14 protein-coding genes are annotated in these 14,126 nt (G+C 47.5%); 9 read left to right on the top strand and 5 right to left on the bottom strand.

What is annotated here, in order from left to right; all coding sequences use genetic code 11:
* Nucleotides 1–76: 76 nt before the first annotated feature.
* Nucleotides 77–652, top strand: a complete 576-nt coding sequence (locus RIG68_RS12670) for a TlpA family protein disulfide reductase (protein ID WP_350122630.1) — start codon at nucleotides 77–79, stop codon at nucleotides 650–652.
* Here RIG68_RS12670 and RIG68_RS12665 read toward each other — a convergent pair.
* Both RIG68_RS12665 and RIG68_RS12660 read right to left on the bottom strand, forming a co-directional pair.
* Nucleotides 647–1,783: a glycerate kinase gene (locus RIG68_RS12665; protein WP_350122628.1), complete on the bottom strand. Its 1,137-nt coding sequence runs from the start codon at nucleotides 1,781–1,783 to the stop codon at nucleotides 647–649. The genes RIG68_RS12670 and RIG68_RS12665 overlap by 6 nt on opposite strands.
* A complete protein-coding gene (locus RIG68_RS12660; protein WP_350121079.1) occupies nucleotides 1,784–2,305 on the bottom strand; it encodes a SixA phosphatase family protein in 522 nt (173 codons plus the stop codon). It abuts the gene before it with no gap.
* A gap of 151 nt (nucleotides 2,306–2,456) precedes the next feature.
* Here RIG68_RS12660 and topA point away from each other — a divergent pair, with 151 nt between their 5' ends.
* Nucleotides 2,457–4,775: a type I DNA topoisomerase gene (gene topA, locus RIG68_RS12655; protein ID WP_350122625.1), complete on the top strand. Its 2,319-nt coding sequence runs from the start codon at nucleotides 2,457–2,459 to the stop codon at nucleotides 4,773–4,775.
* An 11-nt stretch (nucleotides 4,776–4,786) separates the two neighbouring features.
* Nucleotides 4,787–5,782 carry a 2-hydroxyacid dehydrogenase gene (locus tag RIG68_RS12650; RefSeq protein WP_350122623.1) on the top strand — a complete coding sequence of 332 codons (996 nt, stop codon included), beginning with the start codon at nucleotides 4,787–4,789 and terminating at the stop codon, nucleotides 5,780–5,782.
* Between the two features lie 29 nt (nucleotides 5,783–5,811).
* On the opposite strand, the gene RIG68_RS12645 is transcribed toward RIG68_RS12650, so the two are convergent.
* Both RIG68_RS12645 and RIG68_RS12640 read right to left on the bottom strand, forming a co-directional pair.
* Entirely contained in the window at nucleotides 5,812–6,243 is a 432-nt protein-coding gene (locus RIG68_RS12645; RefSeq protein WP_350122621.1) for a DUF4174 domain-containing protein, read from the bottom strand.
* Between the two features lie 33 nt (nucleotides 6,244–6,276).
* The gene (locus RIG68_RS12640) at nucleotides 6,277–6,654 is read right to left on the bottom strand and encodes a RidA family protein (RefSeq protein WP_350122619.1); all 378 of its coding nucleotides are present in this window, start codon (nucleotides 6,652–6,654) and stop codon (nucleotides 6,277–6,279) included.
* Nucleotides 6,655–6,736: 82 nt separating this feature from the next.
* Between RIG68_RS12640 and RIG68_RS12635 the strand changes: the two genes are divergently transcribed.
* The 4 genes from RIG68_RS12635 to RIG68_RS12620 are packed head-to-tail and all read left to right on the top strand — an operon-like array spanning nucleotide 6,737 to nucleotide 11,134.
* Nucleotides 6,737–7,324, top strand: a complete 588-nt coding sequence (locus tag RIG68_RS12635; RefSeq protein WP_151999463.1) for a hypothetical protein — start codon at nucleotides 6,737–6,739, stop codon at nucleotides 7,322–7,324.
* A 31-nt stretch (nucleotides 7,325–7,355) separates the two neighbouring features.
* Entirely contained in the window at nucleotides 7,356–7,724 is a 369-nt protein-coding gene (locus tag RIG68_RS12630) for a carboxypeptidase regulatory-like domain-containing protein (RefSeq protein ID WP_350122617.1), read from the top strand.
* 32 nt (nucleotides 7,725–7,756) lie between these two features.
* Nucleotides 7,757–8,287 (top strand): NUDIX hydrolase, encoded by a 531-nt coding sequence (locus tag RIG68_RS12625; protein ID WP_350122615.1) that lies wholly within the window; start codon nucleotides 7,757–7,759, stop codon nucleotides 8,285–8,287.
* 15 nt (nucleotides 8,288–8,302) lie between these two features.
* Nucleotides 8,303–11,134, top strand: a complete 2,832-nt coding sequence (locus RIG68_RS12620; protein WP_350122613.1) for a FlgD immunoglobulin-like domain containing protein — start codon at nucleotides 8,303–8,305, stop codon at nucleotides 11,132–11,134.
* A gap of 369 nt (nucleotides 11,135–11,503) precedes the next feature.
* Here RIG68_RS12620 and RIG68_RS12615 read toward each other — a convergent pair whose 3' ends face one another.
* Nucleotides 11,504–11,665 (bottom strand): hypothetical protein, encoded by a 162-nt coding sequence (locus RIG68_RS12615; protein WP_193217886.1) that lies wholly within the window; start codon nucleotides 11,663–11,665, stop codon nucleotides 11,504–11,506.
* Between the two features lie 85 nt (nucleotides 11,666–11,750).
* On the opposite strand from RIG68_RS12615, the gene RIG68_RS12610 reads away from it, so the two are divergent.
* Both RIG68_RS12610 and RIG68_RS12605 read left to right on the top strand, forming a co-directional pair.
* Nucleotides 11,751–12,704: an L-threonylcarbamoyladenylate synthase gene (locus tag RIG68_RS12610; RefSeq protein ID WP_350122611.1), complete on the top strand. Its 954-nt coding sequence runs from the start codon at nucleotides 11,751–11,753 to the stop codon at nucleotides 12,702–12,704.
* A gap of 123 nt (nucleotides 12,705–12,827) precedes the next feature.
* Complete coding sequence (locus tag RIG68_RS12605; protein WP_350122609.1) at nucleotides 12,828–14,012, top strand: phosphoglycerate kinase; 1,185 nt, start codon at nucleotides 12,828–12,830, stop codon at nucleotides 14,010–14,012.
* Nucleotides 14,013–14,126: the final 114 nt, after the last annotated feature.

Below are 14,126 nucleotides of genomic sequence, written 5' to 3'. Positions count from 1 at the left end.
AATCAAATGAAGACTTTTTTTGTATTGATTGCTGCGGAGGCCAAAAACCTGCTGACTTCTAATGAATTAAGATAAAATGGATAAGAAAAAGAAAAGGGAAATTATTGAATGGGCTGTAATTCTGGGAGTTATGGCCACACTATATTTCACAGGTCTGCATACGGAAGTCATCGGCACTCTGCAAAGAGGTATTCTGGCTACAGGCATCATGTCGCCGAGCGAGCCCGAAAGTACGCTGTCACTCACAGAGTCGGATTATCGATTTCAACTTGAAGACCTGGAAGGGAAAGTTTCTTCTTTTAGTGACCTTAAGGGCAAAACCGTTTTCATCAATCTGTGGGCAACGTGGTGCCCTCCCTGTATGGCAGAAATGCCAGAAATTCAAGACCTCTACGACAAAGTGGGGAGTGACAAAGTGGTGTTTGTTATGATTTCGCTGGACGACGAGCGGGAAAAGGCAATTAAATTTATTCAGAAGAAGGAGTATACATTTCCGGTTTATACCCTGGTGAGCGGCCTGCCAGCTGTTTTTCATTCTCAGTCGATACCCACCACTTTTGTGATTGCGCCTGATGGCCAGGTAAAAGTGCAGCAGTTTGGCATGGCTAGCTACGACACTGAATACTTTAGAAACTTGCTACTAAGTTTATAGCTGCCGTAAAGCCAAAATATTGCCAATGTTAAAGGCCGTTCTTTCTATATTAGTCAGCGTGTTGGTCATCGCAGTTTCCAGGCTTTCAGGCTGATTCCCAATGGGCAGCAGCGCCAAAAATCTTCGGAGCTCACTATCGGGAATTTCCCGTGGAATACGTCCTGCCAGGCCAGCTACGGGCTTTCCATGCTTCTCTGCCATCTCCAACAGCGCAAACGGCCCTTTGCCCTCTGCGGTCTGCTCATCAAGGCTTCCCTCAGCCGTGATCACCAGGTCAGCTTGTTTGATCGCCTTGTCCATTTCCAAAAGCTCCAAGACAAACTCAGCACCGGGCTTCAGCTCAGCATGCATCCAACCTACCAACCCGGCAGAGACACCTCCGGCAGCACCTCCTCCTTTAAGGGAAGTAACATCTATTCCTCTATACCGCTTAATAAGTGAGGCCCAATGTTGCAGCCCCTTGTCCAATTGAGCTACCTGTTCTTGCGTTGCTCCTTTTTGAGGCCCATACACTGTAGCAGCGCCTGAAGGCCCATACAGCGAATTGCTCACGTCGCACAGCACAGTTATATGCAATCCCTCCAGCCCTTTCGGCTCTTCAACCTGAGCTATTTTTTCTAGCGCTTCGCCCGATCCGGCGAGTTCTTCTCCACTACTACTAAGGAATTTGTAACCAAGGGCGGTGAGAATGCCCATGCCTCCATCGGTGGTTGCACTACCACCAATACACAATATAATATGTGTAGCCCCCAGATCGATTGCCTTTTTCATTAGCTCGCCAGTACCGGCACTGCTTGCTTTCATGGCGCCTCTCTCTTTCTCTGAAAGTAAGCGCAGGCCCGAGGCATCGGCCATTTCAATAATAGCCAGCTTTTTATCGGCTATGTACCCAAAAGGAGCCTGCACCAACCTTCCCAATGGGCCCGAGACTTCTTTTTTGAAAATCTCCCCCTGTAGTGCATCAACCAGGATAGGCAAGGTGCCATCACCACCGTCGGCTATTGGCTTGCATACTACATCTGAATGGCATTTACTTTTTTGAAGCCCTCTCCTGATCGCCTGAGCAATATCGACGGCTGTAGCGGCGCTTTTGAACGCATTGGGAGCAACAAGTATTTTGAGTGCCGGCATTTAATTATCCGGCCTATGTTCGTCTTCTTCTATCTGGCTGGGCGTAATATACTGGATCAGCTTGCCAGTGTTTTGCGACACCTCTTTCCATGAATCCATGGGGAAATGAATTTCAACAAGACTGCCCGGCTCCATGTTTCCGACAGTTTCTCCTGTCAGAAGCTCCGCCATATAACTAACGGTGGGGTTGTGTCCAACAAATAGCACACTTTGGCAATTTACATCCAGCTCATTCACAATTCTTAAAAAAATTCTGACCGAGGCATCGTACAGCTCTGGGTCTTCCTGAATTTCTTCCGCCGGATACTTGATTTGCTCCGCTATAATCTGCGCAGTTTGAAACGCCCGGACAGCCGCACTGGTAACCATTAGGTTGGGGATCAAATCATGCCGTTTTATGTACATACCGGTATGAACTGCCTCTCTTTGGCCTGACCTGGTAAGGTATCTTTCGATGTCCTTTGACCCATGGTCGGACTCTCCAGCTTCGGCATGTCGCACTATCAATAATTTCTTAACCATTCTCTTATAACGTGGTTAAATATCAGTCAGTATGGCGGTGGAAATATAGCAAAACGAGCCTACCAAAATTCCCGCCATTTGATTTTTTTGTTTTTTTTTAAAGATATTTGACCGCCTCACCATTTTGGTAGAAAGGAAAAAACCCATAGAAATGTCGAAAAACCTTGTAATAGTCGAGTCGCCAGCAAAGGCAAAAACAATTGAAGGATACTTAGGGAAGGACTATTCAGTTACGTCGAGTTACGGCCACGTTCGTGACCTGCCCAAGGGGGACAAAGCAATCGACATTAAAAATGGTTTTAAGCCGACTTACGAAATAACGGCCGACAAAAAAGATGTCATCAAGCAGCTGAAAAAGTTATCGAAGGAAGCTGAGATGATTTACCTGGCTAGTGACGATGACCGTGAAGGAGAAGCCATTTCGTGGCACTTAAAGGAGGCGCTGGATCTGAACGACAAGAATACAAGAAGGATCGTTTTCAGAGAAATTACCAAGAAGGCGATTGACGCTGCCATACTAAATCCAAGAGGTATTGACATTGACCTGGTGAATGCTCAGCAGGCCCGCCGCATACTCGACCGCCTGGTTGGTTTCGAGCTTTCGCCCATTCTTTGGAAAAAAATCAAAACTGGTCTCTCAGCTGGCCGGGTACAATCTGTGGCTGTCCGACTTGTGGTAGAAAGAGAAAGAGAAGTGGAGCACTTCAATTCTGAATCTTCTTTCAAAATCACGGCTAATTTCCTGCTTGCAGGTGGTAAAGTATTGAAAGCAGAGCTTGGCAAAAAGTTTAAAACTGAAGCAGAAGCACAGGCTTTTCTTGAAAAATGTAACGGCGCAGAGTTCTCCATCAAGAACCTGGAGAAAAAGCCCACCAAAAGATCGCCTGCCCCTCCGTTTACCACATCAACACTTCAGCAGGAGGCCAGTCGTAAGCTGAGCTTCTCGGTGAGTCAGACCATGACCATTGCTCAGCGACTTTATGAGTCGGGTAAAATCTCTTATATGAGAACTGACTCGCTCAACCTCTCAGAGGAAGCTGTTAGTGGGGCCACCAACGAAATTAAGTCTTCGTATGGCAACGATTTTGTTCAAAACAGAAAGTATAAAACCAAGTCAGAAAGTGCTCAGGAAGCTCATGAAGCCATCAGGCCTACCGACTTCTCAGCGCACACCGCAGGTGCTGAAAGAAATGAACAGCGGCTTTACGACCTGATCTGGAAACGAGCGATCGCCTCTCAAATGGCGGATGCGCAAATAGAAAAAACCATCGCTTCCATTGGCATCTCCACTACCGATGAGGTATTGACTGCCACCGGAGAAGTGATCCAATTTGAAGGTTTCCTTAAAGTATACATCGAGTCGACCGACGACGAGGAGGATGAAGAAGAAGCTAAAGGAATGCTGCCGCCATTGAAGGTCGGTGAAAAGCTGACTTTGAGGGAAATAACTGGCAAAGAATCGTTTACCCGACCACCTACCAGGTACACTGAAGCAAGCCTGGTAAAACAGCTGGAAGAAATGGGCATAGGCCGTCCGTCGACCTACGCACCGACCATTTCCACCATCCAAAAAAGAGAATACGTTATTAAGGAGTCTCGTGACGGCAAGGAGAGAAAATACAGGGAGCTGACGCTAGCCAACGGCAAAATCACGGCCAAAACAGGTACTGAAAACTATGGTGCCGAAAAAATGAAGCTCTTCCCTACCAACCTGGCCATGGTGGTCAACGACTTCCTGGTGCTCCATTTCCCTAACGTGATCGATTTCACTTTTACTGCCCGGGTGGAGAAAGAGTTTGACGACATAGCGTCCGGCAAAGTGCAATGGCAAACTATGATTGACTCCTTTTACGGCAAGTTTCACCCAAGGGTGGAAAGCACCGAAAAGGTTGACCGGTCGGAAGTAGGTGCCAGCAAAGAGCTGGGCATTGACCCGGCCAGCGGCAAGAAGGTGACTGTAAGGCTCGGGCGTTTTGGCCCTCTGGCACAAATAGGTGAGGCAACAGAAGACGAGAAGCCCAAATACGCCAGCCTGAAAAAGGGGCAGCTGATGGAGAATATAACATTGGAAGATGCCCTTGAGCTGTTTAAGCTCCCCAGGGAAATCGGGATGTTTGAAGAGGAACCAATGGTGGCTGCTATCGGCAGGTTTGGCCCGTATATCCGTCACAAAAGTCAATTCTATTCGCTTACCAAAGATTTTGACCCAATGACGGTGACCGAGGAAGAGGCTGTATTGATCATCAGGGCTAAGAGAGAATTGGAGGCCAACAGGCTCATCAAGAAATTCACTGAAAACGAAGAAGTTCAGGTGCTGAACGGTCGTTTTGGCCCTTACATCAAGTTTGGCAAACAGAACGTGAAAATTCCGAAAGGTAAAGAACCTAAGGAGCTTACCTACGCCGAATGTGTGGAGCTGGCCGAAGCAGCGCCTGCCAAAAAGGGAGGATTCAAGAGAAAGTCCAAATAGCGTAAACGAACATGAAAATCGTATTCTTTAGCACCAAATCGTACGACAAAGAATACTTCGAAAAAGCCAATAAGGAATTCGACTTCATTTTCATAGAAGCGTCTCTGGATCCCATCACGGCAGTGGTCATTCCAGAGGGAGCAGTTGTTTGCTGTTTTGTGAACGACACGATCAATGAGCAAGTCATTGATGTGTTGAAAAGTAAGAAGGTTTTGCTGATAGCCCTCAGGTGCGCCGGGTTCAATCAGGTAAATCTGGAAGCCGCTGCCAAAGCAGGCATCAAGGTGGTGAGAGTACCCGCCTATTCTCCTCACGCCGTGGCCGAGCATGCGGTCGCACTATTACTTGCCCTGAACAGAAAAACGCACAAAGCATATAACAGGGTGAGAGAGGGCAATTTCTCACTGGAGCGCATGACCGGGTTCGATGTCTTCGGCAAAACTGTTGGAGTGATTGGCACTGGTAAAATTGGGGCTACCTTTGCCAGTATCATGCTGGGGTTTGGCTGCCGGGTCATTGCCTGCGATCCCTTCCCAAACACGGAACTGACTGAGAAGGGCATTGCGTACTACCCGTTGAACGAGCTGCTGGCTCAGTCTGATATCCTATCGCTTCACTGCCCGCTGACACCTGAAACACACCACTTGATAGACGAAAAAGCACTGGAGCACATCAAACCGGGAGCCTTTTTAATCAACACCAGCCGGGGAGCGCTCATCGACACACCTGCTACTATCGATGCATTGAAAAGTCGTCGGCTTGGCGCCCTGGGCATCGATGTTTACGAGCAGGAGGAGCACCTCTTCTTTCAGGACTTCTCTGATGTCATCATCGACGACGACGTTATCTCCCGCCTCATGACCTTCCCTAACGTGCTGATTACAGCACATCAGGCGTTTCTTACCAGTGAGGCGTTGGAACAAATTGCGTTGACTACTCTGCAAAACATTCGAAGCTTCAACGAGAGGCGAACACTCGTTAATGAAGTCACTTTATATAAAAGCTAGTTGCCTCCCCTTGGTGGGGCTAGCTGACGCTACTGGTTTCTCCTCATTTCGGACCGCCGCATGGGCATAGAATCTATCAAGTTGAAAATTGTGCTGGCCGGCACCACAGTTTGTTCCTTTAGCTTAACGCTGCCGTCTTTCCCAATCAGAACGACTAAAAAATCACCATTGGTTGGGTTAAAGGTTTGCTGCAAACCTGCGGCATCTTTAGCATCAATCAGCGTTCCATCAATTGCCCCCTTTCTTCCACCATCAATGACCCCTAACACAAGATCACGGTCATTAAACTCTTTTTGCCGTTTTTTGAATAGCGCCACTTGCTCAAGAGCAGTGCCCACGTGTGACTCGGAATGAAAGACAAGGATGACCCTGTTTTTCCAGGCAAACTGCTCAAGTGGATCGCCAGGCTGAGCCTCACTCAATCCAACTGACAACATCAAAATCAATGCGATAGATAACATGGTATGATAACCCGCCTCTGCCGCCTTTTGTTATCAACTGGCCTCAGCAATGCATTCAATCTCCACCAATGCATCCAGGGGCAGCCTGCTCACCTCCACTGTGCTCCTGGCAGGCTGATGCTCTCCAAACACTTCTGCATATACAGCATTCATCGCTGGAAAGTCCCTGAAGTTTTTAAGAAACACAGTCGTTTTCACTACGTCGCTCAGCGACAAGCCTTCGGCTTTCAACACTGCCGACAAATTCATCAATGCCTGCTGGGTCTGCGGCCCTATCTCCCCTTCAACCATTTTGTTGGTGTCGGGCACAATGGGTGTTTGCCCCGAACAGAATATGAGGCCTCCGGATCTGATCGCCTGCGAATAAGGGCCTATGGCCTTAGGTGCCTCGTCTGAATGTATTTTCTTCATGTTTGCTCAATAATTTGGACCAATCTATAAAAATCTATTCTTGTTTTAACTAATCCACCCTGCATCTCGTTATCTTTCGGAAATGGCATTCTTCGATCAGTTATATCAGAAATTATTCAATAGCCGGGGCAGCGAAACTTCGATCATCCTTCATGAGGTGATTGTAAGAAATGAAAAATACCTGCAAGGCTATGAGCAATGGAAGTTGGATGGCCGTGCCACCAAAATGATTTCGGACTACAGCCGCTCCTACCATTTCAAAAAATCAGGAATTCAAAGTGAACCCAATGTGCACGTGTTTGCCTCCTCGGCGTCCAACGGATTTGCGCTGACATACTCGCCAGATTTCGATAAGCCGGAGTTTCAGTTTCTGTTCGACTACCTGGCGGAAATCAGCAAAACCTTGGGCTACAGGCAGGTAAACAGCGATGTGACGATCACGGAGAAGAACGACACGATTGAAACCAGAGAGAAACACTACCTAAAACCACCTATGGGTACTACTGATCAGCTGTCCAAACAACTTTTTGGTAACATTCTTGTGGAGTACATAATGATCGATGATCAGCCAAGCTATATTAAGCTATTGGCTAATATCTACTTCGACAGACAGTATGAGCCTGCCGAAGACCATAGAGAATTGATCTCACATTTGTTTTCTATCGACTGATGAACTTAAAACCGTTATAAATCTCAAAACAATGAAAAGAATTGCTTACAAAATTACAGGCATTAATATTTTAATGATTGCGTGCTTCGTGCTGCTCACGTCTTCCACTCAGTTGCTCCCCACCAACCTGAGAATCACTGTTCTAAATAGTCTTGGTAATGCAGAAGAGGGCGTTACTGTAACCCTTTATGACACAGAAGAGAATTATATTGCAGAGGAAAACCCTGTGCAGGAGTCGCAGTTGACCGACGGCAAAGGACGAGTAACTTTTACCAAACTGGAGCCAAAGCCTTACTTTGTTGTGGCCAGAAAAGGAGACCTTGACAACAACGGCGAAGGCGCCGAAACAGCTCCCTTACAAGAAGGACGAATGAACAAGGTAAACATTGTGATTCAGTAGACCGGATGTCCCGAAAAGAATTGATCAGCCTCTTGGACCATTACGTTACAGCGCATTCAAGTGAGGTTCATTACGCTCCAAGGTTTGTATCTCTTCTTCAAAATTTTCCAGGTTGCTTCCGCAGAGATTTGGTTTCTGGCCACATCACCGGCTCTGCCTGGGTGGTTTCTCCAGCCCTCGATCAGGTAGTACTGTTGCACCACAAAAAGCTCAGCAAATGGCTGCAGCCAGGCGGTCATGCCGATGGTGAAGAGGACGTGTTGAAAGTGGCCGCCAAAGAACTCGAAGAAGAAACAGGGCTTGGTGACTATAAATGGCTCACCAAAGATATTTTTGATATCGATATCCACCTTATTCCTGAAAGAGGCAACGAGCCTGTCCATTTTCACTACGACATCAGGTTTATTGCCATGGCTGAAGCCTCTGCTCCTCTTGTTGTAAGCAACGAAAGCAGAGATGTAAGGTGGGTGTCCTTGTCGTCTGTTACAGCAGAAGCGGGCTTTGAAGAATCGATTCTCCGAATGGTTAAGAAAACACACAAGCTAAAGGAATCGCTAACCTGATACCGTGAAGTTGATATGAACAGAAGGGCTCTCTTTATCTCCGCACTTTTACTTGGCAGCGGCCTCCTTTCGATTTACTTTTTAGGAAAGTTTTCAAACGACGGCGACCAGCAGTCAGTTGAAGTGCTGGCCACGCCGTTTACGCCCACCAGCCTGGGCGTTGAGGAAGATCCGGATGCCAGAGCCAACTTTGAACGCATGATGCTGGCGGATCCGGTGTCAGGAGCAATCCCCGCAGGTATTCACAGCAAGGCCCTCAAGTTTACCCGACATCTGCCTACAAGCGGAGAAATGAAGCTCGGTGGTTTTGCGAGAACCGAGGAAAGGGCATACATCCCACGAGGACCCTTCAACGTAGGCGGCCGTACCCGTGCGCTGGCCATCGACCGCAGCAATGAAAAGGTAATTCTGGCGGGAGGCGTTTCCGGTGGATTGTGGCGAACTGAAAATGAGGGGATTATATGGAAAAGAATCACTCCCCCCGAGATGATCAACAGCGTGAGTTGCCTGGTGCAGGACACTCGGGCTGGCCACACCGATACCTGGTACTTCGGCACGGGCGAATATTCCCTTTTCAACTCAGCCAGAGCGAATAATTCCACACCGTACAGAGGCGACGGTATTTTCAAATCGACCGACAAAGGGCTCACCTGGCAACCACTGAGTGCTACTGTATCAGGGGATGTCACCACTTTTGGAAGTCCTTTTCAGTATATCTACAAACTGGCCATCAATACGGCCAACAGCAATGAAGACGAACTGTACGCCGCCACCATTGGAGGCATCATCCGCTCTGCCGACGGCGGCAAGACCTGGGCAACTGTGCTGGGTGCAGACCTGCTGAGCGAGCCACCCGGTACCGATTTGAATGACAAAACCTTTCCGTTCTTTAGCGACGTGTCAGTTACAAAAAACGGGATTAAGTATGGAGCATTGAGTACCACAAGCAATGCCGACAACAACTGGGCAAAAGCCGGCATTTACAGATCAGAAGATGGACTATCCTGGGTTGACATTACCCCCACAGGGTTTCCAGCTCAATACAGAAGGATAGTCATCACACCGTCGCCTTCCAACGAAAGAGTCATCTACTTTTTAGTTGATGCCGCCGCCACTAACCTGTGGAAAGCCACCTACCTGCCTTCTGGCAATAAGTATATTTGGGAGAACCTATCGGCCAACATACCAGACTTTGGTGGCAGAGTGGGTGAGTTTGACACCCAAAACGGCTACAATATGCTACTGGAGGTTCACCCAACTGATGAAAACATCGTGTTCATGGGCGGTACCAATCTGTTTCGTTCGTCCGACGGCTTTAAAAGCAAGGACAACACCGAGTGGATTGGAGGATACGACCCGGAAAACAATGCCAGCCAGTACCCAAACCACCACGCCGACCAGCATGTACTCACCTTCTACAGCGCTGATCCGGCAAAAATGCTTTCTGGTCACGACGCCGGCGTGTCGATTACCTGGAGTGGACTGTCGAAAGAAGTCAACTGGCTAAGCCTCAACAATGGCTACCTGACTTCCCAGTTTTTCACCATCGACATCCCCAAATATGAGTACAGCGACCTGATGGTGGGCGGCATGCAGGACAATGGTACCTACCTGAGAAGTGCGCCCGGCGAAAACCCTCCGTGGGACCAGGTTTTTTCTGGAGATGGCAGCTATTGCCAAACCACCTCCGATGGCACATTTTGGTATGTGTCGGCACAAATGGCGCAAATCTACCGGCTTACGTTCAATACTAAATTCGAACTCACCGGCTATGCCAGGGTAGACCCAACAAATGGGGGGCTTGACAGCGACAATGGCTACCTGTTCGTGAACCCTTTCAGGCTTGACCCGGGCAATAACAATATCATGTTCCTGGCCGGTGGAAACATCATTTGGAGGAACTCAAACCTAAGCCAGATCACTAACGGCTCGCAGGAAAAGACGAGCACTAACTGGCAGCGAATCGAGTCGTCGGTTATCCCCGAAGGGCAAATTACAGCTATGGAAATAAGCACCACGGGAGAAAAATGGCTACTGTATGGTAACAGTACCGGCAGGCTTTTCAAGCTGACTTCAGCAGGAGACACAGCCTTTGATATGGAAGAAATTACAGGTGCTGATTTCCCGCAAGCGTTCATCAGCTCCATTTCCATTGACCCGTCCGATCACCACAACATCATGGTGGTCTTTTCCAACTACGGCATTCCCAGTGTCTTCTTTTCAGACGATGGCGGCCTTTCATTCACCGACATAAGTGGTAACCTAGAAGAGCATGCAGATGGAACGGGAAATGGCCCCAGTGTCCGTTGGGGGCAGCTCATCCCTATGAAAGGCGGTGAGCTAATGGCTGCTGTTGGCACCGGGTCGGGGCTTTACGCAACCGAAGCGCTATCGGGAACCACCACCACCTGGGCCAGAGAAGGTGCAGACGTGGTTGGCTATAGCGTGGTGCCTATGCTGAGCTACAATCCGCTTGACGGGCGACTGGCGATTGCTACCCATGGAAATGGCATATTTGAAACTTTTATATCCGATCATTTGGTGATCGAAAGACCGTCGTCTTCTGAGAAATTTATTGTCGGTGCCCCCTACCCCAACCCTTTCACTGATTTGATTAGCATTCCTTTCGAAATACCAAAAAAACAAATTGTGAAATCCATCATTTACAATGCCGCCGGACAGCAGATCAAAACGCTTGTTTGGGGCACACAGTTTGAAGGGGCCACTACTATGACATGGGATGGAACGAACGTAACGGGCACGGCAGTGGTGGATGGAGTTTACTTTTGCCGGATACAATTGGCCTCTGGTGAACAAAAAACTGTCAGGCTGATACTCAACCACTAAAAATAAGAAACCCCGGCAGACAAAATCTGCTCGGGGCCCACCATCAACCTTAATTAAACCTTAAAGAACCTAATCAATTGGATCGTTTTCCATTTGATTAATTAACTCAAAGGTAGAGCGCTGCAATGATACTATTCAGGTATTAAACCTGGCGATATTATACATGTAAGTTTTGGTGCAAAAAACAACACTTGCACGCCTTTCAGGAAGGTAACACATCAAAATAGTGCTATGAAAGCAAAAAACTGATGTAAGTATTTCCTTACTTTCTGCAAAATATTAGGCTATTAATCGTAGGCAGCGTTAATTCATACCTTTGAATAGTCAAAACTTCATCAGAGGCATCTGCAAGATAATCTTTGTTTTATCCTATTTGGAGCTAATCAGCACCAACATAAAGGCGATGACCATCAGCCAAAATTTGTAGGCAGCAATAGCTGGGATAATGACAATACTCAACTCACCCAAAACAAGTAGCAGCACAACGAGTACAGCGATTAGTTTTATGATAGATCTTGTTCTTTGACTCATAGCTTTAAAATATTTTTTGCGTGTAATTTAATACATCACGAAATAAACAGAATAATTGTAGATTCGCAGTATCTGATGAAATTTCATGGCGGAAATAGGGATCGACACAGACAAAGCAAAATCCTTTTTGGATCGGGGGCAACTTATAGGGTTGCCCACTGAGACTGTGTATGGTCTTGCGGGAAATGCTTTTAATGATGCCGCTGTTTTAAAAATATTTCAGGTAAAAAACAGGCCCTCCTTCGATCCGCTTATTGCACACACCAATAGCCTCGAAAAAGTTAAGACCTTTGTTAAAGACATCCCGGATGTAGCGCTTGACCTCGCTGAGGCATTTTGGCCCGGCCCACTTACGCTACTGCTTCCAAAGAAAAAAAGGATTCCGCTGCTGCTTACCTCCGGGTTAAAAACTGTGGCGGTGCGAATCCCCGACCACCCGCTCACGAAGGAATTACTGGAGCAACTTGATTACCCGCTGGCGGCACCCAGCGCCAACCCATTTGGCTATGTAAGCCCCACAACCGCACACCATGTGCAGGACCAGCTTGGCGAGTCCATCCCATACATCCTCGATGGGGGGCCGTGCCGTGTCGGTATCGAGTCAACCATTATCGGGTTCGAAAACAATAAGCCGGTTGTTTATCGACTGGGTGGTAAGCGAATTGACGAAATAGAAAAGCTCATTGGCACAGTGCGCATAAGAACCAATATGAGCTCCGACCCCACCGCACCAGGCATGCTAAAAAGCCACTATGCTCCTGTTAAAAGGGTAGTTATTGGCGACCTGGAAGAGCTGATCTCCAAATTAAACCCGCTGAAAGTGGCGGTTATTTCATTTCAGAAAGACTACCCTGAGGTGCCCGAAAACCATAAGTTCATCCTGTCGAAAACGGGAAACATTGATGAAGCGGCTGCCAATCTGTTTTCAGCCATGCGAAAAATGGACAAAACCACTGCGAACTGCATTGTTGCCGAATATGTCCCGGAAATCGGTTTGGGGAAGGCCATTAATGACCGCCTGAAGCGTGCCCAGGCGTAGCGGAAAACGAAAGACCCGGCGAACCTCTTTCAAACTCGCTGAAAAAAAGTAATTTTACATCTATCATTAGCCCACATTCTCAAGCCAATTATTTCCCTGGTTTTAAAAAATTAAAAACCTTTTATGATAACACTAGATCAGTACAATTTTAAAGGAAAAAGAGCGCTAATACGGGTCGATTTTAATGTGCCCCTCGACAAGTCAAACAATATAACAGACGACAACCGCTTAAAGGCAGCCATTCCAACAATCAATAAAATTTTAAAAGACGGAGGCTCGGTGATACTCATGAGCCATTTAGGCCGCCCGAAGGAAGGGCCGGAAGACAAGTTCTCGCTGAAGCATGTAGTAGCCTACCTAAGTGAAGCCCTTGGAACAAAGGTTCAGTTTGCCGACGATTGTATTGGCGACGCAGCTTTCAAAATGAGTGCCGCTCTACAACCAGGAGATGTTTTGTTACTTGAAAACCTGAGGTTTTACAAGCAGGAAGAAAAAGGTGATGCGGAGTTTTCACAAAAACTCGCTAAACATGGTGATGTGTATGTAAACGATGCCTTCGGAACTGCGCACAGGGCGCACGCCTCCACTACTATCGTGGCCAACTACATGAAGGACAAAGTGTGTGGCTACGTGATGCAAGCAGAGCTTGACAACGCACAGAAGGTACTTGAAAATGCCACAAAGCCCTTTACAGCCATTATGGGTGGTGCTAAAATTTCCGACAAAATACTGATCATCGAAAGACTGCTGGATACAGTTGATCACCTCATCATTGGCGGCGGCATGTCCTACACATTCTTCAAAGCAATGGGTGGCCATATTGGCAAATCACTGGTAGAGGAAGACAAGCTTTCACTCGCCAGGGAGTTGATTCAGAAAGCCAAGGAAAAAGGTGTTGAGCTTCACTTGCCTATCGATTCGATAATAGCTGATAACTTCAGCAACGACGCCAATACAAAAGTGGCCAACAACCACTCTATACCTGACGGCTGGATGGGGCTCGATATCGGACCGGAAGCCACTGCCGTTTTCTCGAAAGTGGTGGAATCAAGCAAAACGATCCTTTGGAACGGCCCCATGGGTGTGTTTGAAATGGAGAAGTTTGCCAACGGCACAAAGAAAATTGCCGATGCCGTAGTGAAAGCAACTGGCAATGGTGCTTTTTCTCTTATTGGTGGAGGCGACTCTGCTGCTGCCGTTAATACACTCGGCTACGGAGACAAGGTAAGTTACGTATCAACAGGTGGAGGAGCCCTTCTTGAATTTATGGAAGGCAAAGAACTTCCGGGCGTAAAAGCCCTTCAATAGAGCTACTCCCTGAAAATAAATAAAAAAAAGGCGGCTTTAAAGCCGCCTTTTTGTATTTTCGTTGACCACAGACCTAATTATATCCTTAGAGTGCTTTAACCTATAAAAGACTGC

It is taken from the genome of Imperialibacter sp. (genome assembly GCF_040222385.1).
GTDB lineage: Bacteria > Bacteroidota > Bacteroidia > Cytophagales > Cyclobacteriaceae > Imperialibacter.
Note: the sequence above shows the minus strand (reverse complement) of the source record. Positions and strands in the feature narration are given on the sequence as shown.